Raw genomic sequence first — 22,160 nt, 5'->3', positions numbered from 1 at the left:
CCGAGCACAATTATAGTCAAACCAAGCCTTACTCACATCCTTTCTAAATTTCCTACTTATTGATTACTAACAATAAACAATGGATTTTTTGTTCATTGCCTTTGCTCAATATCAGCTTCTTCGCCATACTGGTAAGTATCTAATAAATAAGTGATCCATTGCTCGCCAGTGGACGTATTGGTCGCTATCAATCCTTTAACTGAGATAGCAGATGGCCTTGCAAATAACGTCCAATGTCCCGAATCGGCGGCAATACTCACTGCTTTCCCACAAGGTGGAAGAAAGCCAAGGTGAAGGACAAAACATGATGTCGTCAACCGAGCATCTAAGCGATGCCTTGGTCAAGGTAGCCGTTGAGCGCGATAAAGCCGCGTTTGCCAGCTTGTTTGAATATTTTGCACCCAAGATTAAGCGGTTTGGCTTTAAACAGTTTAATAACGAGGCGGCGGCCATGGAATTGGTGCAGGACACCATGACCGCGGTGTGGCGTAAGGCGCACTTGTATCATCCAGACAAGGGCGCGGCGACCACCTGGGTCTATACCGTCATGCGTAACGCGTCGTTCGACGCTTTGCGTAAGATGCGTAGCAACAAGGAAGATAACCTCAGTGAAGACATTTGGCCGACCTTGCAAAGCATCGAGCCAGCTGAATTTGATGACCACCTCGAAACTCAGTTGTTACTAAAACACCTGGACAAACTACCGCTGGCGCAGCGCGAAGTGGTGCAGGGGATTTATTTTCAAGAGCTCTCTCAAGAGCAAATGGCGCAGCAGCTAGGCGTCCCGTTGGGTACCGTGAAATCACGGTTACGATTGGCTTTAGCTAAGCTTAGAACTTACCTTGGAGCAGAGCATGATTAAGTATCACCCCAACTCAGAATTACTCCTGCAATATGTGCAAGGGGCGTTACCGGCTTCCATCAGCGTGGCGATTGCGGCGCACCTGGAGCTCTGTGCTCACTGCGCCGAACACACTGACACCCTTGAGCAGCAATGTGCCCACAGTGCGTTTGCCGATGAGCAAATTGAGGCGTCGGAGCTCGCGTATGAGCAAAGCCATAATGAGGATGCGCTGGGCGACGAGTACGCCGCCATGCTAGCGGACATCACCGCCGACGATCTGCGTGACGATTTCAGTATTGCCAGCTCCAAGGAGCTGCGCTTTGGCGACAAAACCATCACCTTGCCGCGGGCATTAAGCCATATTGGCATGGGTCGTTTTATGCAAGCGGGTAAACTGGCGCGCTCTCGCCTGGAACTGGACGAGGGCAGCATGCGCACCAGCCTGTTGTATATCGCCCCCGGCGGCACTATTCCCGAACATACCCATACCGGGTTCGAGCTGACTTTGCTGCTCGATGGCAGTTTTAGCGATGAGCAGGGGACTTATGAGCCCGGCGATTTTATGTGGCTTGATCACCGGCATCAGCACACTCCGTACACAGAGCACGGTTGTTTGTGTCTGGCTGTGGTGAACAGTGCGCTGCACTTCAATAAGGGCCTGAGTAAGTTATTGAATCCTATTGGTGAGCTGATCTACTAATGAACCAAGACATAAAAATTGGCATCAGTGCCTGCTTAAGCGGCGAAAAAGTCCGTTTCGATAGCGGCCATAAACGTTCTAACTTTTGTATGGATGAGCTGGCCAGGCATGTGCAATACGTGCCTTTTTGTCCCGAGGTTGCCATTGGTCTGCCCATACCCAGACCGACGATTAGGCAGGTGCGTAAAGGGGACGTAATCACTGTGTGCCGTCCCGATGGCACAGGTGATGTAGGCGATAAACTGACCGAGTACGGTCAGCGTATCGGCGCCAAATATGGCTCTGAGCTCGACGGTTTTATCTTTTGTGCCAAAAGTCCGAGCTGCGGCATGGAGCGCATTAAGGTGTTTAACGAAGAGGGAACAGGCAACACCGCTGAGGGCGTGGGCTTTTTTGCTGCCCAAATAATGGCAGCAAATCCGTTACTGCCCTGTGAGGAAAATGGCCGCCTTAATGATATGCATCTGCGAGAGAATTTCGTAATGCGCGTTTATGTCTATCACAGCTGGCGGCAGTTATGCCGCGAGCCCTTGAGCGTGCACCGGCTGACGCGCTTTCACGGCATGCATAAGTATTTGTTGATGAGTCACAACTATCAGGCCTATCGTGATTTAGGCCGACTGCTTGGGCATCATCAAGGTGAAGGACTGGAGTCCATCGCCGAGCAATACATCAGTGGTCTGATGGCGGCGTTGAAAAAGCCGGCCAGTCGCAAGGCGCACACCAACACCCTGATGCACTTGCAGGGTTACTTTAAGCGTCACCTCAGTAAGGGCGAAAAAGAGGAGTTGCGTGCTGCCATCGAGGATTATCGCCAGGGCTTGGTGCCCTTGTATGTGCCACTGACGTTATTGAAACACCAGCTTAACGTGCATCCCAACCCCTATTTGGCACAGCAGGTGTACTTTAACCCTCACCCCAACGACTTAAAACTAAGATACGGGATCTAATGACACCTCTTTTTTGGTTTCGGCGCGACTTGCGCCTATTTAGTAATGAAGCACTGATAGCCGCTCTCGAACAAGGTGCCGAGCATGCGGTTTTTTTTGTCACCGAACAGCAATGGCAAGCGCACGACATGGCACCCATACAGCGTGACTTATTATTGCGTCGGGTCGATTACCTGGGTCAGCAACTGAGCGGCTATGGCGTGCAACTGCATGTATTGGCCGTCCCCGCGTTTGCCGAGGTGCCATCGGCGTTAATGGACCTTTGCCAAACCTTGTCTTGCAGCAGTGTGTATGCCAATCGCGAGTATGAAGTCAATGAGCGCGCAAGAGACAGGGCCTGCGTTGATGCCGCGGCGCAGATGGATGTGGCATTTCACTTTTTTGATGGCGATGTGATTGCCCCGCCGGGCACGGTCACGACGCAAAATAATGAGATGTTTAAGGTCTTTACGCCCTTTAAACGCCAGTGGTTACGGCAGTACGAATGCACTCAGTTCAGCTTGCCCGCTTGGCCTCGCACTGAGACTCAAGGCCAATGGCAGCGACCCGAGTGCTTAACTTGGGATGGCAGCTCGCACAAGTGGCCGGTGGACGATGAGGCGCTTGCCGGAGTCGTCGAGCGTTTTATCGCTGAGAAGTTACCACACTATAGTGAGGACAGGGATTTCCCCGCCATCAAAGGCACCTCCGGATTGAGCCCCTATTTAGCCCTGGGCATAGTGGGCATTAAGCAATTGTTGGTGCAACTGCAATCACGGCACCCTGATATTTTGCAAAGCGCAAAAAGCAATTTATTTAGCTGGGTTAACGAGTTGATTTGGCGTGAGTTTTACCGCCATTTACTGGTCGCCTTCCCACAGCTCTGTAAGTATAAAAATTTCAACACCAAGTATGACTCACTGCAATGGCAGGATGATGACGCCGGATTTAAGGCCTGGTGTGAGGGCCGAACAGGTTATCCCCTGGTCGATGCGGCGATGCGCCAGTTACTGCGTACCGGCTGGATGCACAATCGCTTGCGCATGGTGGTGGCAAGCTTTTTAACCAAGCATTTGTTAGTCGACTGGCGTCGTGGTGAGGCATTTTTTATGCGTCATCTGATCGATGGCGATTTGGCGTCCAACAACGGCGGCTGGCAATGGGCGGCCAGTACCGGCTGCGATGCGCAGCCTTACTTTCGTATTTTTAATCCCATAACCCAGAGCAAACGCTTTGATCCAGACGGCGAGTTTATTCGTAACTATCTACCAGAGCTAGAAAAGGTGCCGACTAAAGAGATCCATTTCCCGCACCAGTATATGGCAAAAGTGGGAGGGATTGATTACTGGCCGGCAATCGTCGATCACCAAAGTGCGCGTGCGCGTGCACTCGCAAGGTTTAAGGTTGAGCATGAGTAAGCGCATTGCCGATTTTATCGCCATGTACCAGCGTCTGGATAAAGATAACCTGGCGTTACTCGATACGATTTATCATCAGGATATTCATTTTATCGATCCGCTCCATGAGCTGCATGGCCGCGACCAATTACATCAATACTTCGCCAATCTGTACGCCAATATCAAGGACTGCAGCTTTACCATCAGCGACAGCTTTGAGTGCGAAGAGCAGGCCTTCCTGTACTGGACCATGGCGTTTAGCCATCCCCGTATCAACGGCGGGCGCGAGGTGTTGGTAAATGGTCATAGTCTGCTGCGATTTGAAGGTGAGCAGGTGATTATGCATCGCGACTACTTTGATGTCGGCCAGTTGCTTTATCGCAACCTGCCGGTGATAGGCGGTTTGATTAAGTTTATTGAAAAGCGAGCGAGTGGCGTATGAAGATATTGATCACCGGTGCTACCTCGGGAATTGGCGAAAGCCTGGCGCTGTTATATGCCAAGGAGCATCAGGTTTATGCCTGTGGTCGCAACGCCGAGGCACTGCAACGTTTGGGCGAGCATGAATCGATTACGCCGCTGTGCTTCGACGTTACGGACTTGGCGCAAATCACCGATGTCACCACCGACGTCCAAGATCTGGATTTAGTGGTGCTCAATGCCGGGGTATGCGAATACATAGACGATGCCCGACATTTTGATAGCGCCCTATTTGAGCGGGTGATCCGCGGCAACTTGCTGAGCCTGGGTTATTGTTTGGAGGCGCTGCTGACCAAGATTAAATCCGGTGGTCAGCTGGCCATAGTTTCTTCCAGTGTGACCTACTTACCCATTACCCGCTCCGAGGCCTATGGCGCCGCCAAGGCCGGGGCCACCTATTTAGCCCGCACTTTGGCCGTTGATTTACCAGATATTGATGTGAGTGTGGTCCACCCTGGGTTTGTGCATACGCCCTTAACGGCCAAAAACGACTTCGCCATGCCCATGGCCATCAGCTCCGAAGAAGCGGCTAAGCGCATTGTTCGCGGCCTGCACAAGCGCCAGGCGGAGATTCATTTTCCCAAACGTTTTACCCTTATTTTGAAAGCGCTGCGGGCCTTGCCCACATCGCTGTGGTTACGAATAGCAAAAGGAATGGTACGGTGAAAAATATCGCCATCATCGGCAGTGGTATTGCCGGATTAACCAGTGCCCACTTGTTGGCCAAAAAACACCAGGTAAAGGTGTTTGAAAAAAATAACTATATAGGCGGACATACGGCCACCGTGGATGTAACCATTGACGGCCAAACGCTGGCCGTTGATACCGGGTTTATCGTATTTAACGACCGCACCTACCCAAAATTTGAAAAGCTGCTGGCTTCGATAGGCATTGGTCGGCAGCCGACGCAAATGAGCTTTAGCGTGCATCATTGCGACACGGGATTTGAATACAATGGTCACACCCTGAGCACCTTGTTTGCCCAGCGCCGCAATCTGTTGCGCCCCAAGTTCTGGCATTTGTTATGGCAAATAGTGCGCTTTAATCGCATTTGTAAGGACATGTATAAGTCGGGCGATTTTCAGCAGGGGGATACTCTAGGGGAGTTTTTGGATCGCCACGGCTTTAATGACTTCTTTCGCCAGCACTATATTTTGCCCATGGGAGCGGCAATTTGGTCCACTTCCCTGAAGCAGATGAATGATTTTGCCATCGACTTTTTCGTGCGCTTTTTCTACCACCATGGTTTGTTGGATATCACCAACCGACCCCAGTGGTACGTGATCCCCGGTGGTTCCCGCGAATATATAGCGCCTTTAACCGAGTCTTTTAAAGAGCAGATAGAACTCGGTGCCCATATAGACAGGGTAGAGCGCAAAGAGCAGGGGGTAGTCATTCACCTTAATGATGGCCGTAGCGAGCACTTTGATGCCGTGGTCTTTGCCTGCCATTCGGATCAGGCACTCGCCCTGCTGGCTGATGCCAGCGAGGCAGAGCAGCAGGTGCTCGGCGCTATACCCTATACCGCCAACTCCGTGGTCCTGCACACCGACAGCTCCTTGTTGCCCAAACGCCCTGCGGCCTGGGCCAGTTGGAATTACCGCTTAGACAATAATGTCGATAGAGCTGCGGTGGTAACCTATAATATGAATATTCTTCAAGGGCTTAGCTCTGAGCAACCTCTGTGTGTCACCTTAAATGGTGATGAGGTTATCGCCGAGGAACATATTTTGCGACACTTTACTTATCATCATCCGGTGTTTAACCAACAGAGTTTGCGTGCTCAGCAACGTCGTGACGAGATCAATGGTAAACAGCACACGTATTTTTGCGGTGCCTATTGGTATAACGGCTTTCATGAAGACGGCGTGCGCAGCGCCGTGGATGTAGCCAAAGCACTAGGAGTCGATTTTGACTAGCGCGCTGGCGTTTGATACGACCGAATTAACGCAGCAGGCTTTGTGGCAAAGCGCCATTATGCTGGGCGATATACGTCATCGGCGCTTTGAGCCCAAGTCTCATCAATTTCTTTATCCGCTTTATATGATGTGGGTCGACCTCGCTCACCCGGAGCAACTGGACGGCGTTCATCCTCTACTGGGCTCGGGCAGAGCCAAGTTACTGCGCTTTAAGCAAAGTGATTATGTGCCATTGCAACAAGGGGACATAGCCACCCGGGCAATCAAGCAACTGCATACGCTAGATAGCAGTATCGAGGTTGAAACCGTGTTTTTGCTTGGGCAGTTGCGTTGTTTTGGGGTGTATTTTTCGCCAGCCAATTTCTATTTCTTTCAACGGCGCGGCGCCAGTGGGTTCACCCATATGATGGCAGAGGTCAGTAATACGCCCTGGAACGAGCGCCATTATTATTTAGTTGATCTCCAGACTAAAGTGAACTTTAAGAAATGTTTTCACGTATCTCCTTTTATGAATTTGGATATGCATTATCACTGGGTGGTTAAAGTGCTACCCAAGTCCTTGCTTATCCATATTGAGAACAAGCGCCAGGAAACCCTGTTGTTCGATGCCACCATGCGACTGCAACGCCGAGCCTTGGAAAAACAGGCGGTGAGTGTCTGCTCAAGCGCTTTCCAGCGATGAGCCTGAGCATAGTCAAAGGGATCTACTGGCAAGCAGTTAAACTATTTTTGAAACGAGTGCCTTTTTACGCTCACCCTGGGAAAGAATGATGGATAGAGTTACCGAGGTAAAAATAAATTCAAATTTAAGCTGGAAAACCAAGTTAGCCAAGCGTTTGGTGTTTGCCGCGTTCAATACGCTGGAAAACGGCTGTATTGAGATTCATGAGCGTGGCGAGCCGGTGCATGCTTTTGGAGATAAGTCAGCGCAGCCTAAGGCTGTGGTCAAGGTTGTTGACGCCAAGATGTATCAGGCCTTTGCGTTTTCCGGCAGCATAGGCGCGGCGGAGTCTTACATTGAAGGTCACTGGGAATGTGACAATCTCACCAAACTCATTGAAATATTTGTATTAAACCAGGCACAGCTGGATGCCTTTGAGCGTCGCTTTGCGCTGCTGAGCGGACTTGCGTACCGCCTTAAGCATGTGCGCAACCGTAACTCCAGTGCTGGCTCAAAGCGCAATATCGTCGCTCATTACGATTTAGGCAACGAGCTGTACGAGTCCTTTTTAAGTAATGAAATGCTCTATTCCTGTGCCGTGTATCCGCACAAGGAAGCGAGTCTGGAGCAGGCGCAGCAGCATAAGCTTAAGCTGATTTGCGAGCGCGCGCAGCTCAAAGATGGCGACACAGTCATAGAGATTGGTACCGGGTGGGGCGCCTTTGCTATCTATGCCGCCACGCACTATGACGTGCATGTTACCACCACCACCATTTCCGAAGAGCAGCACGATTATGTGGCGAATAAGATTAAAGCCTTGGGCCTTGAAGACAAGATCACCCTGCTGAAACAGGACTACCGTTTACTCGAGGGGCAGTACGACAAGCTGGTATCCATCGAGATGATTGAAGCAGTGGGCCATCAATACCTCGGTGGTTTCTTCGCTAAATGTAACAGCCTGCTGAAGCCCGATGGTGCCATGCTGCTTCAAGCCATCACCATCAACGATCAGCGTTATCATACTTACGTCAAACAGACCGACTTTATCCAGCAGTATATTTTCCCCGGAGGTTGCCTGGTCAGTATTGATGAGATGAGTCGTCATTTGCGCCAAGGCACCGAGTTGGTGATGCACGAACTGCACGATATTGGTTTGCATTATGCTCGCACCCTGGCCGATTGGCGTGAGCGCTTCGATAAAGCCTGGCCACAATTACAGGGGGCAAAATTTAATGCCCAATTTTACCGTCTCTGGCACTACTACCTGGGCTATTGTGAAGGCGCATTTCGTCAGCGGGCTATCAGCACTGTGCACCTAGTTGCCCGCAAGCAAGGGTTTAAAACCAATGACGCAGCGCTGGCTTTGCATTACTAACTTTTTATTGTTTCAAACCTGCTGGTGGGCAGCTTTTTATGCTCAGCAGCGGGCACTGCCGGTAATGGCGCTGTGTCTGCTCATCATGTTGTGGCTGTCGTCAGATCGCCGCCGCGACCTCTATTTATGTAGCACCCTGGTGCTGGCCTTTGTCTGTGAGGCACTGGCCCAATGGTTTGGGCTGCTGCAATTTGCCGACGCCACAGTTCCGGCCTGGCTTTTATTACTGTGGCTGGCCCTGATCCTCACCATCAATCATTCCTTGGCCTTTATTAAACGCCTGCCTTGGTGGCAATGTTTGCTGCTGTGCTGGCTCTGTGCCCCGTCCAGTTATATTACCGCCGCGCACTTTGAGATCTTTGCCTTAGGGGTGTCCTGGTGGCAGTTCTATCTTCTTTATGGTGGCCTCTGGGCCGTTACTTTTACCCTTATGGTAGTGATCAATCGGCACCTTAAACACGTAGTGACACATACGAGTTGATAAGGAGCACCGTTATGAATGCTTGGAAAAGTGTAATCCTGTTATCGGCCTTTGTGCTTGCGCTTCCGGCCACGGCGACCACAGATAAGTGGCAGGGTGTGGGCGAAGGCGTGATGCGCTACCTATTTTGGGATATTTACCGCGCCGAACTGGCGACAGATACCGGTGACTATCGCCAGGGGCAGCACCCCATGCGTTTGTCGCTGACCTATTTGCGAGATATTGAAGGCGACGACATCACCAAAGCCACACTGGACCAATGGCGTAAGCTCGATAGACCCGAGTATGTGCGGGCCTACAAAACGCTACTCAAAGGCTTATGGCCTGATGTTCGCTCGGGCGATACGCTAAGCTTTGTTACCGATGCCAACGGCCAGGGGGCCTTTTACTTCAATGGTGAGTTATTGCAGCGGGTTGACGACCCAGCGTTTAGCGACGCTTTTACCTCAATCTGGCTATCGCCACAGACAACAGAGCCCGGGCTTAGGGCGCAATTATTGGGAGGGCGTCCATGAGACACCTAGTATTACTGCCACTGTTAATACTGCTAGTGTCCTGCAGCGTTAGCATAGAGGATTATGAAGGCACAGAGCCGAAATTCGACTTTAAGCGCTTTTTTAACGGCGAGCTGGTGGCCTATGGCATAGTCCAGGACTACAGCGGTATGGTCACCCGGCGTTTCAAAGTAGATATGCAGGGCTCATGGGATGGCAATAAGGGCATTCTTGATGAGCAGTTTTATTACCAAGATGGTGAACAGAGCACGCGGGTCTGGTATCTGGAACTGGGCGAAAATGGAAAGGTCTTTGGCCGCGCCGATGATGTGGTGGGGCAGGCCGAGGGGAAAGTGGTCGGTAATGCCTTGCACTGGCAGTATAGTTTGCGTATCCCCTATGGCGATGACACCATCACGGTAGCCCTTGATGACTGGATGTTTCTTGTCACCGAAACAAGGTTGATCAACCGTACCGCAATTGATAAGTTTGGAGTCGAAGTTGGCGAAATCACGCTAGTTATCGAAAAACGTTAACAAATAGCCCATTTTTATGAAGTTTTTTCTCAAAAATGTGTGGTTTGCAGTTGCCAAGTCAATAAAAATACTTAAATATAGGTCTTGCTAAGGCAAAAAAAATAACGAATAGGAATCAAACAATGAACAAAGCTCAATTAGTCGAAAAAATCGCCAACGATGCTGAAATCTCAAAAGCAGCGGCGAGCCGTGCGCTGGATGCATTCACTGGTGCAGTAACTGACTCTTTGAAAGACGGTAACTCTGTTGCGCTAGTTGGTTTCGGTACTTTCACTGTAAAAGAGCGTGCAGCTCGTACAGGCCGCAACCCGCAAACAGGCGCGGAAATCCAAATCGCGGCTGCGAACATTCCTAGCTTCAAGCCAGGTAAAGGTCTTAAAGATTCAGTTAATTCTTAATAGTAAAGAATACTGTTGAAAAAGGGCGTTAACGCCCTTTTTTTATGCCTGTTTTTTGGCAAAACAAGACTGTTATGGGTCAGTATTCATATTTATAATCCAAGGCTGCTGAGAGCGAATAACTGACGGTGGCAGATACAGCAAATTAACTAAGACACCCATTTCAAAAAAATTGACTAAGACACCCACTCCAAGATTTCACACTTCCGGACTCCTTGACTACACTTTGAGGATTCTACTCAAGGAGGAGTGAATCATGGCAACGCCTCGGAAAAGCCAAATCAGTCTGGCTGACACCCCTTATTATCACTGTATTTCTCGCTGTGTACGGCGCGCCTTTTTATGTGGTGAAGATGCACTGACCGGCCGCTCTTATGAACATCGCCGCGATTGGGTTGAAAGCAAATTATTACAGTTAGCCCGTATTTTCTGCATAGATGTGTGTGCCTACGCGGTGATGAGCAACCATACCCATGTGGTGCTGCATGTGGATAGGCGCAAAGCCCAGCGCTTAACGGATAAAGCCATTGTGCTGCGTTGGCATAAACTATTTAAAGGCACCTTGCTCAGTCAACGTTTTGTGCAAGGGGAGTCGTTAGATACGGCCGAATTGGCTGCCCTACAAGGTCGAATCTTGATTTATCGGGAGCGCCTTAGTGATATCAGCTGGTTTATGCGAGTGCTCAATGAAGGGATTGCCCGTCAAGCTAATCGCGAAGATGAATGCACCGGCAGATTCTGGGAGGGCCGATTTAAATCTCAAGCGCTTCTTGATGAAGCAGCCCTTGTTGCCTGCTTAGCCTATGTGGATTTAAACCCGATTCGCGCCAAGGCTGCTGATTTACCCGAGCAATCCGATTATACGAGCGTGAAAGCCCGAATCGAATCAGCAAAGAAGGGTAAGCAACCCTCTACCTTAATGCGTTTTGTTGGACACCCTCGTAAGCCTATGCCGAAAGGCCTGCCTTTTGAGCTACGCAGTTACTTAGAGCTGGTTGAATGGACGGGCCGCTGTATGCGAGAAGATAAACCAGGTTATATTGCATCTGACGCAACCCCAATACTTGAACGACTCGATATTAGCCCAGTAAATTGGCTGTCCCTGACCACCTCATTCACTAAGGTTTTTCACGGTGCGGTGGGTAAGGAGCAAGCATTAACAACCTATTGCCAGCATCAACACCGACAACGACGTGTGGATTTAAGCAACAGCCAAGCGCTGTTTGCTTAGGCAACGCTTCTTTCCTCTCTATTCTTGACCAGGTTCGCGAGAAGCAGGCTTCGTACGTCAAAAATTCACGAAAATAATAATAACGAAAGGTAAATCGTCGAAAAACGTTCAAACTGGGCAATACTCGCTTTAAAATCTATCTCCCCTCATTCCGTTGCAAAAACTTAATCTTTCAAGTGGGTGTCTTGGTTATTTTATAGTCAAGAAAACGAACCAATGGGTCGTTTTTGTCTTGTTCACGCCTCTAAAACTTCGAGAAACTTAAGTTCTGGCAAACACTTCCTGAATCTGCTATCAATGGTCATAGTACAAAAACGAGACAGGTTGCGGTAGAAAAACGACCCAATCGCTCGATATCAAATTGTTAGGTAAGCCAAGGAAGTTAAGTGAAAACTGTAAATGATACGGAATTTCAAGAAAAAGTATCTTTAAAGCAAGCCTATGAAATAATGGAAAAGTTTCTACTTCAGTTTCATGAGCGAGGTGTACTTTTAACTGGTGATTTAGTTAGCTTTATTGGTTTACTCGAAGACGGTTCCAGTGCTGACCCTGCACAGCTAAATGACTTTATTAAAGTTGCAAATGAAGTATTAAAGGTTACCTAACAAACCAAGTCAGCGGGACACTAATACGTAGGCTCCCGTCACTTCGTTCCGTATTTTAGCCTACGTGTTATTGCCCCTGCTTGGGGCGTTAGGTATTTATGATTATGGGTAGATTAAAAGGATATTTAGTCTATTTATTGATTCCTGCTATTCCTTATTTACTAATGATTTATAGCCCAGAGACTATAGACCCGGTTTTTCAATATTTAAAACATGGTAAAGGAAGTAAGTACGTATTAGCAGGGATTGTATTTGTGTTTAATTGGAGTCTCTATTTCGGTATAGCCTTTGATGCCAGAAAGGAAAAAGTAAGCGAAAGAAATATTAGGTTCACAAAGCTTTACCTAGCCTTGCTCGCAGCGGTATCAGCTTATTTTTTGATATTCTTAAATACTTTTACAGTGCAGAATATATTTCTAGCTAATACTGGCTTAATAGTTGTTTTCTATACTCTACTAATTTCGTTTGGTAAAAAAAATACCTAACAAGGCAATTATGGATGGGGTGTTACTACCGTCCAAAAATGACACAGAGCTGATCTTATAAACAGCCCCTAGCACAGTTTAGGTATGAAACTGTATACCTCTTCGACATTGGCCATATAGAAAGCGGCACAGAACGTACCGCTTCGATTTTTACCTACCCTTTTAATGCCTTATCGCCTCGGCCTAAGCCGATGGCGCCGGAGCGCACCATTTCGATAATATCGGTTTCATGGCGCAGGGTATCGAGGAAGGACTCCAGCTTTTCCGTGCTCGCCGCCAGTTGCAATGAATAACTGATGCGGCCCATATCCAGGATGGCGCCACCAAAAACATCCACAACCCGGGTCACCGCGGCGCGAGTTTTTTCGTCCTGGGCTATCACCTTAACCAAGAGCAGCTCGCGTTCGATATGACTTTGCTCGGTTAAATCTATCACCTTAAGTACATCGACCAGCTTATTCACCTGTTTGAGGATCTGCTCCAGCACCCGATCGCCCCCCTGAGTGGTGATGGTGATGCGCGAGAGCGAGGCATCATCCGTGGTGCCTACCGCCAGGCTGTCGATATTATAGGCGCGCTGGGAAAACAGGCCGACGATACGTGACAAGGAGCCGGGTTCGTTTTCAAGTAAGATGGAAAGTATACGACGCATTATGCTTTTACTCCTTTTTTCAACCACATATCATCAACGGCACCGAGTTTAATCTGCATTGGGTAAACATGTTCAAGCTCATCGACGCGGACATCGAGAAACACCAGGCGATCAGTAATACTCATCATTTTTGCGATGGCGGCATCGAGTTCATCGGGGTGATCGACGCGAATACCCACATGGCCATAGCTTTCGGCAAGCTTGACGAAATCCGGTAAGGATTCCATGTAAGAAGAGGAATGGCGGCCGCTGTAGAGCATGTCTTGCCACTGTCTGACCATGCCTAAAGAGCGGTTGTTCAAGGAAACGATTTTAACCGCCAGGTTATATTGCAAACAGGTGGACAGCTCCTGGATGTTCATCTGAATCGAACCATCGCCGGTAATGCAGATTGATTCTTGGTCGCGAAACGCCAGCTTCACGCCCATGGCTGCCGGTAAGCCAAAGCCCATGGTGCCTAAACCGCCTGAGTTGATCCATTGACGCGGCTTTTTAAAGGGGTAGTACTGGGCGGCAAACATCTGGTGCTGGCCCACATCCGAGCTGATATAGGCGTCGCCATTGGTGGCCTGATAGAGCTTTTCGATCACGGTTTGCGGTTTGATTTTTTCTTCACCCGGGCTGTAGCTCAAACACTTTTGCTCGCGCCAGCGATTGATTTGTCGCCACCAGTCTTCCTGGGCATGGCGGTCAATGCTTTGCCCCGACTTGGCGATGGCGCTTAATAGTTGCGGCAACACCATGTCCAGGCTGCCGACCACAGGAATATGGGCGCTGATGGTTTTGGAAATGGAGGTGGGGTCGACATCCACATGCACTATGGTGGCGTTGGGGCAAAACTTTTGCACATTATTGGTAACACGATCATCAAAACGGGCGCCCAAGGCCAATATAACATCGGCATGGGCCATGGCCTTATTGGCTTCTAAGGTACCATGCATGCCGAGCATGCCGATAAAGTTCGGGTGCTCACCGCTCAGCGCACCAAGCCCCATCAAGGTATTGGTGCAGGGGGCATTAAGGGTTTCCACCAGTTCGGTCAACTGTTCGCTGGTGTTGGAGAGGATCACCCCGCCACCTGAATAAATCACCAGTTTTTGTGCCGTTAGCAAGGCCTCGACCGCTTTTTTTATTTGTTTCGGGTGGCCTTTTTTACTTGGGTTATAGGTGCGGATGGCCACATCCTGGGGCATTTTAAAATCAAACTTGGCCGCCGGGTTAAGTACATCCTTGGGGAGCTCAACCACGACCGGGCCCGGGCGGCCGCTGCTGGCAATATAAAAGGCCTTGGCAAGCAGGGTGGGGATCTCCTCGGCGCGACGGCAGTTAAAGCTGTGTTTCACTATGGGGCGAGAGCAACCAACAATATCGGTTTCCTGGAAGGCATCATCGCCAATAAGGTGAGTGGGGACCTGGCCTGAGATTACCACCATGGGGATGGAGTCCATATAAGCGGTGGCTATACCGGTAACACAGTTGGTGGCACCTGGACCTGAGGTGGCCAGCACCACGCCCACCTTACCCGTGGCGCGGGCATAGCCATCGGCCATATGGGTGGCTGCCTGTTCATGGCGCACCAGGATATGTTCGATATCATTTTGTTCGAACAGTGCGTCGTAGAGATCCAGCACCGAGCCGCCGGGGTAACCAAAAATATAGTTAACGCCTAGCTCCTTTAGTGCTTCGACAACCAGCTCACCGCCGTTGTATTGTTGCTTACTCATCCTCATTCCTCAAAAAAAAACCCCCGCATAAGGGCGGGGGTTGTTTAGCCTAGACGTTGGCTCACGCCTACCCCGCAGTCTGGTTAAAGACCACCACGAGTAGAACCACGAGAACCAACATAAACGACATAGTATTACCTAGATATAAATTAAAGGTGACCTAGTTATTGTTAGTTTTTTGGGCAACTTATGTCAACCCTGATGAATGGGTTTTTGGATAAAATATTCTTATAGTGAATATTAATCTGCCTTTTAGGGTTATTTCTTGCTTTTTGTGCCGATTTTGGAACGAAAAAAAGCCAGCTGACGCTGGCTTAGATATTTTATGTTGAATGCGGGGTTATAGGCGTTCGATCACAGCCGCAGTGAAGTCTGTGGTGCCGTGTTCGCCACCTAGATCGCGCGTGGTGCGGTCACCTGATTTGATCACATCGGCCACGGCCGCACGAATGCGCTCTGCGGTCTCACCCATATCCAGGTATTCAAGCATTTGAATAGACGCTAGGATCACCGAGGTGGGGTTGGCCAGGTTTTTACCGGCGATATCCGGCGCACTGCCGTGAACTGCTTCGAAAATAGCGGCATTTTCACCGATATTGGCACCTGGTGCCATACCCAAACCACCTACTAGACCGGCACACAGATCAGAGAGGATGTCGCCGAACAGGTTGGTTGTAACTATTACGTCGAACTCTTCCGGGTTCATAACCAGCTTCATACAGGCGGCATCAACGATCATCTCAGCCGACTCGATATCCGGGTAACGCTCTGCTACTTCGCGGGCGACTTTCAAAAACAGGCCGGAAGTCGATTTTAGAATGTTGGCCTTGTGTACCGCGGTCACCTTCTTACGGCCTTCGCGACGGGCAAGTTCATAAGCGAAAGTGACTATCTTCTCTGCACCTTCGCGGGTGATTTTTGACATGGCTTCCGCTTCGTTGCCATCGTCCGATACTACCTGGCCAAGACCCGAGTACATGCCCTGAGTGTTTTCACGCACCGTGATGATGTCGATGTCTTCATAGCGTGCTTTGGTGCCGGCAAATGATTTAACCGGACGCACATTGGCATACAGGTTAAATTGCTTACGCAGGGTGACGTTGATTGAGGTAAAGCCTTCGCCAACCGGAGTCGTCAATGGACCTTTTAGGGTGATCTTGTTGCGTTCAATGGCTTCAAGCGTCTCTGGCGGTAATAGCTCACCGGTTTTTTCCAGTGCGGCCAGACCGGCATCAACAAATTCGTAGTCAAAGTCACAACCGGCGGCGTTTAGAATTTCCAGAGCTGAATCAATAATGCTGGGACCTATGCCATCGCCTTTGATGACAGTAATGGTTTGCTTAGCCATTTAACAATTTCCTTAAAACTGATAGATGAGTCCGACACCAATAGCATAGCCGCACAAAGCTGTTGTGGGTAATTAGAAAGCTGATGAGGGTGGCGGAAATTTACGTGAGAATTCAGGGCGATTTATAGCAGTTAAACCCCTAATTTTCCAGTATATGGCATTTAAATATATGTTATTTCCATTATAAATAAGATGAATTGTACTGGGGGTTACAGCCGCTTTTCAGCTATTAAAAATAAGGGCTGAATCTAGTTATAGGGAAGAATGCGAACAAACAATTTTAGGTGCTCAGCTCGCCTTGGTCCTGCTTAGGATTGTAAGTCGACTTTGTCATAGGCCAGCTCGGCCTGTTGCCCCCAAACGAGCAGCTTTTTGTTTTTAAACAACAACCCGGTGCACTCGTCTTTGGTGGTAATGCCATCGGCTTTTACATGCTGGGTGCGATAAAACACTATCTGGTAGATATCCTCACCGCGGCGCTTTACAAAGGTAAGATCTGGGGTGCCCAAGGTGGCCAGCACTTCTTCGATATGCATAGGCGAGGTGGAGTCGAGCTTGGCAATAAAACGTTTGTTATAGGCCTCTCTGTCTTGCCACACCATGGAACCGGGATCATCCTTATACAGGCTCATCACCAAGGTGGCTATTGCCGCATATACGCCGATACCGAGAATTATGTATTTTAAGACCTTAGTCCACATCAGTTTTTACCCTTAAAGCCGAACACCTTGGGCCAGTATACCTAGTTCATTTTGGCAATGCTAAATTTGCGATGTATGCAGCGTAATTTGTGGCGCATCCGCGCTTAGGCGTAATTGTTTTAAGGAGATACCCAAATCTATGTCTGTACGCAGTGACACCAGGGCCAAGGCGCGTACATAGTCTGGCAAATGCCGAGCTAAAAGCTGCTGAATCTTACCATCGGGCTCAGTGTTTAGGGCATCGGCGACGCTGGGATATTGGCTTAGCAGTGCCTGTGCCGACTTGGCGCCTATGCCGCTGACTCCGGGAATATCATTTGTTTTATCGCCCACCAGGGCGAAATACTGCCACAGGCGCGCGGCATCTATACCGTATTTTTGTTGCACCTCGGCGACGGTGCGCTCGGCTTGGGTAAAGTAGTCGAACACCATAACCCCCTGCTCAATGAGTGGCAGGTAGCCCTTATCGGTGGAGACTATCACCACCTCGATACCTTGTTTATTGGCCTTGGCGGCCAAGGTGGCGAGGACATCGTCCGCCTCTTCGTTGATGGCGCGCACCACGGCTATTTGCTGGGCGTTAATGGCATTCATAAAGCGCGGCAGCTGTTTGCTCAGTGCCTCGGGCATGGGTTTACGAGAGGCCTTGTAAGCAGAGAAAAACTCATAGCGCCAACTGCTGTCGCCGTCAAAGGCGGCCAACGCATACTGGGGCTTGTGCTGGGCCTTTAGTTTGGCTAACGCTCGCTCCACACGGATAATGGCCTGCTCTATGGCTTGTTCACTATGGGCTCCGTATTGGCTTTCACATACGGCGTATATGCGCCGAATGAGGTTCAGCGCATCGATCAGTAATAATTGCATTGTCAGGTTTGGGCCTAAGTCTGGATGGTGTAACAGGGTATATAGGCACTGCCGGGCAGCTTCATTCGACCCTGAGCCACAAAGGCGCTAAGCAGGGCATCCATTTTACCCATAAGCTCAGGGTCACCGCATAGCTCGAACACCCCATGCTGGCCTATGGCGCGAATGCCTTCGTCCTTAACGTTACCAGCTACTATGCCCGAGAAGGCGCGGCGAAGATTCGCTGCCAACTGCTGTTTGGGTTGGTTGAGGTGCAAGTTCAATGCCGCCATATTGTCATGGTTGGGCACAAAGGGTGCCTGAAACTCGGGGTCGATACGCAGCGTCCAATTGAAATAATAGGCATCGCCATGCTGGCGGCGGTAGTCGCGCACATCCTGCATGCTTTGTTTCACCGTGCGGGCGACAAGCGCAGGATCGTCGATGATCACCTCGAATTTGTCCAGCGCTTCCGGACCTAAGGTATCGCCGACAAAGGTAACGATTTCATCAAAATAGGCACGGCTTTCTGCGGGCCCGGTGAGGATCACCGGCAATTGTTGTTTGTCGTTCTCCGGATGCAGCAAGATACCGAGCAAATAAAGCAGTTCTTCGGCGGTACCGGCGCCTCCAGGGAAAATAATAATGGCGTGCGCCACGCGTACAAAGGCCTCAAGGCGCTTTTCGATATCAGGTAGGATCACCAGTTCATTGACGATAGGATTGGGCGGCTCGGCGGCGATAATGCTCGGTTCGGTCAACCCCAAGTAACGTGGGTTGGAGATCCTTTGTTTGGCATGGCCTATGGTGGCGCCCTTCATCGGCCCCTTCATGGCACCTGGGCCACAGCCGGTACAAATATTCAGGCCGCGCAGACCAAGCTGATAACCTACTTCCTTGGCGTAATGATATTCCACTTCATTAATGGAATGGCCGCCCCAGCACACTACCATGTTAGGGTCGGTGTTTACTTCCAGGGCGTTGGCATTGCGCAGCATATCAAAGACCATGTGCGTGATGGCTCTGGGATCGGCTTCGTGCATAGTGTGATGTCTTTGACAAATAAACAAAATATCACGGATAACAGAAAAAATATGTTCGTGAATACCGCGAATAATATCACCGTCGACAAACGCCGTCTGCGGTGGATTGGTTAGTTCTATTTTAATGCCGCGCTCGCGCACCACCAAACTGATATTAAAGTCTTTATAGCTGTCATAAATCTCGGCGCTGGAGTCGGTATGACTGCCCACGTTAAGCACCGCCAACGCACAGTTGCGAAACAACCGATAGCGGTCGGTGGTTGATTGTTCCAGTAAATCTACTTCCAATTGCGAAAGTAAGTTGAGTACCCCAGTTGGGTTGAGCTGTATTTTCATAGCCTACTCCTTTACTTAAACTTGGCTATTTCTTGACCACTAAAGGATCGTGGCCGAAGGCTTTTAGGGCGGTGAGCTCGGAAATAATGGAGCCGAGTTCCTGAATACGGTCGTCGGGCTGCAACTGCTCACGAATACTGGCTAATGGATAATCCAGCTCGCGAGCGATTCCTTTGCAGGTGAGCGATAACTTCGCGATAAATTGTGCAAGGGTGACGGCCTGTTCCTGCCGCGTCATTTCTATGGTCTGGTGTTCTGAAATAGCTGAATGTGACTTTCTTTTTATAGTCTCAAACTGTAGTGACACGCCCTGCAATCCTTTTTCGTTATTATATTTTCCAGTGTACAACATAATTATTGCAAATACTGATTATGTATCAGGTTTTTGTCGAAAATTTAGGGGTTAATGGCTTGGCTTTGGTTTGTGTAGGGGCAAAGTCTTTGGGTGAATAAGCAATAGTTTTCCGGCAGTTGAACGCAAAATTTTGTGGCGCCCTCGGTGCTTTGTTAGGCTGCGCGCAAACTACCAAGACAACAGGTGTGCAGTGAAAAAAATCCTAGTTGCGGCGGCTATGCTGCTGGTTTCCTCGGTGGCAAAGGCCGCCACAAATTATCAAATTTCCATCGACCAGGGTGCTCATCACTTAGGTGATGTCAGTGTCAGCTTTGCCAAAACCGGGCAAAGTTATATAGATGCCAAGTTCCCGGCCTGGCGCACCGGGCGTTATGACATCCTCAATTTGGCTAACGGCGTGCGTTACTTCAACGCCACCGACGCGCAGGGCCAAGCCCTGAAATGGCAAAAAATTGATAAAAGCACCTGGCGTATTTTCTTAAACGAGCCCACCGCCGTGACCTTGAGTTATCAGGTCTATGCCAATGAATTGGGCTTACGTGCCCGCCATATCGATGACACCCATGCCTTTATCGATGCCTCCGGCTTTTTTATGTACAGCGAGGCGACGCGCAATGAGCCTGTGACTGTACAGCTGGAAGTACCTAAGGGGTGGCGCTCGGTGTCGGGAATGAACAAGGGCAAGAACCAACATCAATTTGTTGCTCCAAATTACGATGTCTTAGTGGACTCACCCATAGAAACGGGTATCAATGAGCTGCACTCCTTCTCGGTCGATAACCGCGATTATGAGCTGGTTATTTGGGGCGAAGGCAACTTCGACAGCGACAAGATGGTGGCCGACCTGAAAACCCTGGTAAAAACCGGTCATGTGGTATGGGATGACTACCCTTATGAGCGTTATGTGTTTATGGTACATGCCACCTCTGGCGCGCGTGGTGCTACCGAGCATCTTAACTCCACCATTATTCAGCGCCACCGTGATAAGTTTGCCAAGCGCGAAGACTATTTGGGCTTTATTGCCACCGCCGCGCATGAGTTTATTCACACCTGGAACGTTAAAGCCTATCGCCCCGAAGGCATGGTGCCCTATGACTATGTCGCGCCGAATTACACGCGTTTATTATGGCTGGCGGAAGGCTCCACCAGTTATTTGGAAGATCATCTTTTGCTACGCTCGGGCTTAATGACCAAGAAGGAATTCTTTAAGGACCTGGGTAAACGTATTAACACCCACCTTAAGACGCCGGGACGTGAGGTGCAAAGTGCCGCCCATACCAGCTTTGACAAATGGATCAATCAAGGCGGTGATCATGGTCGCAACTACAGCACCAATATTTACTCGGAGGGCTCTTTGCTGTCTATGGCATTGGATTTAAAACTCCTGAGTGATTCAAACGGCCAGGTGAGCTACCGCGATGTACACCGTCAGCTCTTTAACAGGCATAAATTGCCCAAGGGCTTTAATGAGCAAGACGTGATTGCCATCTTGAACGAGCTGAGCGGTCAGGATTACTCCTTATGGTGGGCCGAGAATGTGGAAGCGCCTATGAACTTGGACTTTGACGCCTTACTCACTAGCGTGGGCTTGGAGCGCGTGTATCCTGAAGATGCTAAACAGATTGCCTCGTTGGATGTAAATACCAGCACCGACAAGGGCTTGCTTAAGCTGGATCATGTGCGTCGTGGCGGCGCAAGTTGGCAGGCCGGATTGACAGCAGGCGACCTGATCGTTGCCATTGATGGTCGTCGCATCAGTACCGACCTGGCGACCACCTTAAGTGCGTATAGTGCGGGTGATAAGGTATCGGTGAGCTTCTTCCGTCGCGACCGTTTACAACAAGTGAACCTTATCCTTGGGCAGGATTATGATAAGGATGCCAAAGTACAGCCGGTGAAGGCACCTACACAGCAGCAACAGGCGCTATTCAAAGCCTGGATGGGCGTTGAATTAGGCGACTAATTACGCGGACACCCACCTTAATAATTAGGCGGACACCCACCTTAAATTAAAGTGGGTGTCTTGGTTATTTCATTGTAAGTAAGGGTGAGCGTGTGATCGGTGGTCAGTTCCATATACAGAACGTAAATGGCTATATGAGTCGTTTAAGGGGCTGGATGCGCAGATTTAATGGCGTTGGAACAGAATACTTACCAAATTACCTTGGGTGGATGAGAATGATGGATAGCAAACTTGATAAATATAAGGAAATCAAAATAGACTACTTAGTTAATGAAAATCTAGCTTATCCACATGGGGTTTATGCTGATTGATAATGTGGCTCAGTCATTTATTATTTAAATAAAAAAACAGGAGGTTAGACTAAACATGGAAACCAATATACAAAACAACCAACCGAAACCTACAACCGTTCCAGATAAAAATAAAGATAAACAAAGTCAAAACGGCTCAGAGATTATTGATCCAGTAAACACTACCGTTGGTATGTTTGACTTAATTAAAGAGTTCTTCAAAGCTATTTTTACTAAGTAAGATTTACGTCGATACGGATATCTACACCTACATAGTTACTTATTCAACAATTAACGATAATAGAGCCAATTATTTACCTAGACACCCACCTTAGTATTTACCTAGACACCTACCTTAGAGGTTGTTTTA

The 22,160-nt window shown here is 49.3% G+C and carries 24 protein-coding genes and 2 pseudogenes; 19 read left to right on the top strand and 7 right to left on the bottom strand.

Annotated features, from left to right (window positions below):
* Positions 1 to 304: 304 nt before the first annotated feature.
* The 16 genes and pseudogenes from C2M17_RS14460 (at position 305) to C2M17_RS14385 (ending at position 12,535) form a co-directional block, all read left to right on the top strand.
* The gene (locus tag C2M17_RS14460) at positions 305 to 862 is read left to right on the top strand and encodes a sigma-70 family RNA polymerase sigma factor (protein WP_233998019.1); all 558 of its coding nucleotides are present in this window, start codon (positions 305 to 307) and stop codon (positions 860 to 862) included.
* A complete protein-coding gene (locus C2M17_RS14455) occupies positions 855 to 1,544 on the top strand; it encodes a ChrR family anti-sigma-E factor (RefSeq protein WP_105201424.1) in 690 nt (229 codons plus the stop codon). The genes C2M17_RS14460 and C2M17_RS14455 overlap by 8 nt, the downstream gene beginning before the upstream one ends.
* Positions 1,544 to 2,494: a YbgA family protein gene (locus tag C2M17_RS14450; protein WP_105201423.1), complete on the top strand. Its 951-nt coding sequence runs from the start codon at positions 1,544 to 1,546 to the stop codon at positions 2,492 to 2,494. Before C2M17_RS14455 ends, C2M17_RS14450 begins: the two co-directional genes overlap by 1 nt.
* Entirely contained in the window at positions 2,494 to 3,891 is a 1,398-nt protein-coding gene (gene phrB / locus C2M17_RS14445; RefSeq protein WP_105201422.1) for a deoxyribodipyrimidine photo-lyase, read from the top strand. Before C2M17_RS14450 ends, phrB begins: the two co-directional genes overlap by 1 nt.
* Positions 3,884 to 4,312 carry a nuclear transport factor 2 family protein gene (locus tag C2M17_RS14440; RefSeq protein ID WP_105201421.1) on the top strand — a complete coding sequence of 143 codons (429 nt, stop codon included), beginning with the start codon at positions 3,884 to 3,886 and terminating at the stop codon, positions 4,310 to 4,312. Before phrB ends, C2M17_RS14440 begins: the two co-directional genes overlap by 8 nt.
* Complete coding sequence (locus tag C2M17_RS14435) at positions 4,309 to 5,016, top strand: SDR family NAD(P)-dependent oxidoreductase (protein ID WP_105201420.1); 708 nt, start codon at positions 4,309 to 4,311, stop codon at positions 5,014 to 5,016. Before C2M17_RS14440 ends, C2M17_RS14435 begins: the two co-directional genes overlap by 4 nt.
* A complete protein-coding gene (locus C2M17_RS14430; RefSeq protein ID WP_105201419.1) occupies positions 5,013 to 6,269 on the top strand; it encodes an NAD(P)/FAD-dependent oxidoreductase in 1,257 nt (418 codons plus the stop codon). The genes C2M17_RS14435 and C2M17_RS14430 overlap by 4 nt, the downstream gene beginning before the upstream one ends.
* A gap of 58 nt (positions 6,270 to 6,327) precedes the next feature.
* Positions 6,328 to 7,040 (top strand): annotated as a pseudogene (locus C2M17_RS14425) (DUF1365 domain-containing protein).
* Positions 7,040 to 8,305, top strand: a complete 1,266-nt coding sequence (locus tag C2M17_RS14420; protein WP_105201418.1) for an SAM-dependent methyltransferase — start codon at positions 7,040 to 7,042, stop codon at positions 8,303 to 8,305. Before C2M17_RS14425 ends, C2M17_RS14420 begins: the two are co-directional and overlap by 1 nt.
* Positions 8,277 to 8,786, top strand: coding sequence for a DUF2878 domain-containing protein (locus C2M17_RS14415; RefSeq protein ID WP_105201417.1), 510 nt, complete (start codon positions 8,277 to 8,279; stop codon positions 8,784 to 8,786). The genes C2M17_RS14420 and C2M17_RS14415 overlap by 29 nt, the downstream gene beginning before the upstream one ends.
* Positions 8,787 to 8,800: 14 nt before the next feature.
* Entirely contained in the window at positions 8,801 to 9,301 is a 501-nt protein-coding gene (locus C2M17_RS14410) for a chalcone isomerase family protein (protein ID WP_105201416.1), read from the top strand.
* Positions 9,298 to 9,816 (top strand): DUF3833 domain-containing protein, encoded by a 519-nt coding sequence (locus C2M17_RS14405; RefSeq protein ID WP_105201415.1) that lies wholly within the window; start codon positions 9,298 to 9,300, stop codon positions 9,814 to 9,816. The genes C2M17_RS14410 and C2M17_RS14405 overlap by 4 nt, the downstream gene beginning before the upstream one ends.
* Positions 9,817 to 9,938: 122 nt before the next feature.
* A complete protein-coding gene (locus C2M17_RS14400; protein WP_105201414.1) occupies positions 9,939 to 10,214 on the top strand; it encodes an HU family DNA-binding protein in 276 nt (91 codons plus the stop codon).
* Positions 10,215 to 10,470: 256 nt separating this feature from the next.
* Positions 10,471 to 11,445 (top strand): transposase, encoded by a 975-nt coding sequence (locus C2M17_RS14395; RefSeq protein ID WP_105201413.1) that lies wholly within the window; start codon positions 10,471 to 10,473, stop codon positions 11,443 to 11,445.
* Positions 11,446 to 11,831: 386 nt separating this feature from the next.
* Positions 11,832 to 12,050, top strand: coding sequence for a hypothetical protein (locus C2M17_RS14390; protein WP_105201412.1), 219 nt, complete (start codon positions 11,832 to 11,834; stop codon positions 12,048 to 12,050).
* Positions 12,051 to 12,154: 104 nt separating this feature from the next.
* Positions 12,155 to 12,535, top strand: coding sequence for a hypothetical protein (locus C2M17_RS14385; protein ID WP_158684038.1), 381 nt, complete (start codon positions 12,155 to 12,157; stop codon positions 12,533 to 12,535).
* A gap of 154 nt (positions 12,536 to 12,689) precedes the next feature.
* Here C2M17_RS14385 and ilvN read toward each other — a convergent pair whose 3' ends face one another.
* The 7 genes from ilvN to C2M17_RS14350 form a co-directional block, all read right to left on the bottom strand.
* Positions 12,690 to 13,187 carry an acetolactate synthase small subunit gene (gene ilvN, locus C2M17_RS14380; protein ID WP_105201410.1) on the bottom strand — a complete coding sequence of 166 codons (498 nt, stop codon included), beginning with the start codon at positions 13,185 to 13,187 and terminating at the stop codon, positions 12,690 to 12,692.
* Positions 13,187 to 14,911 (bottom strand): acetolactate synthase 3 large subunit, encoded by a 1,725-nt coding sequence (locus C2M17_RS14375; protein WP_105201409.1) that lies wholly within the window; start codon positions 14,909 to 14,911, stop codon positions 13,187 to 13,189. The genes ilvN and C2M17_RS14375 overlap by 1 nt, the downstream gene beginning before the upstream one ends.
* A 340-nt stretch (positions 14,912 to 15,251) precedes the next feature.
* Entirely contained in the window at positions 15,252 to 16,259 is a 1,008-nt protein-coding gene (locus tag C2M17_RS14370; protein WP_105201408.1) for an isocitrate dehydrogenase, read from the bottom strand.
* Positions 16,260 to 16,567: 308 nt separating this feature from the next.
* Positions 16,568 to 16,960 (bottom strand): DUF3192 domain-containing protein, encoded by a 393-nt coding sequence (locus C2M17_RS14365; protein WP_105201407.1) that lies wholly within the window; start codon positions 16,958 to 16,960, stop codon positions 16,568 to 16,570.
* 60 nt (positions 16,961 to 17,020) lie between these two features.
* The gene (locus C2M17_RS14360; RefSeq protein ID WP_233998007.1) at positions 17,021 to 17,824 is read right to left on the bottom strand and encodes a 5'-3' exonuclease H3TH domain-containing protein; all 804 of its coding nucleotides are present in this window, start codon (positions 17,822 to 17,824) and stop codon (positions 17,021 to 17,023) included.
* Positions 17,825 to 17,838: 14 nt separating this feature from the next.
* Complete coding sequence (gene ppnN / locus C2M17_RS14355; RefSeq protein ID WP_105201405.1) at positions 17,839 to 19,182, bottom strand: nucleotide 5'-monophosphate nucleosidase PpnN; 1,344 nt, start codon at positions 19,180 to 19,182, stop codon at positions 17,839 to 17,841.
* 25 nt (positions 19,183 to 19,207) lie between these two features.
* Positions 19,208 to 19,534 carry a hypothetical protein gene (locus tag C2M17_RS14350; RefSeq protein WP_105201404.1) on the bottom strand — a complete coding sequence of 109 codons (327 nt, stop codon included), beginning with the start codon at positions 19,532 to 19,534 and terminating at the stop codon, positions 19,208 to 19,210.
* A 193-nt stretch (positions 19,535 to 19,727) separates the two neighbouring features.
* Here C2M17_RS14350 and C2M17_RS14345 point away from each other — a divergent pair, with 193 nt between their 5' ends.
* The 3 genes and pseudogenes from C2M17_RS14345 to C2M17_RS15880 all read left to right on the top strand — a co-directional run bounded on the left by C2M17_RS14345 (position 19,728) and on the right by C2M17_RS15880 (position 22,031).
* Entirely contained in the window at positions 19,728 to 21,500 is a 1,773-nt protein-coding gene (locus C2M17_RS14345) for a M61 family metallopeptidase (RefSeq protein ID WP_105201403.1), read from the top strand.
* An 86-nt stretch (positions 21,501 to 21,586) separates the two neighbouring features.
* A pseudogene (locus tag C2M17_RS14340) lies at positions 21,587 to 21,811 on the top strand (IS1595 family transposase); the annotation flags it as partial.
* Positions 21,812 to 21,866: 55 nt separating this feature from the next.
* On the top strand, positions 21,867 to 22,031 hold the full coding sequence (locus tag C2M17_RS15880; RefSeq protein WP_158683729.1) for a hypothetical protein: 165 nt from the start codon (positions 21,867 to 21,869) through the stop codon (positions 22,029 to 22,031).
* Positions 22,032 to 22,160 lie beyond the last annotated feature (129 nt).

Source organism: Pseudoalteromonas sp. T1lg10, assembly GCF_002964545.1.
GTDB lineage: Bacteria > Pseudomonadota > Gammaproteobacteria > Enterobacterales > Alteromonadaceae > Pseudoalteromonas.
This window is presented reverse-complemented; position numbering and strand designations above follow the sequence as displayed.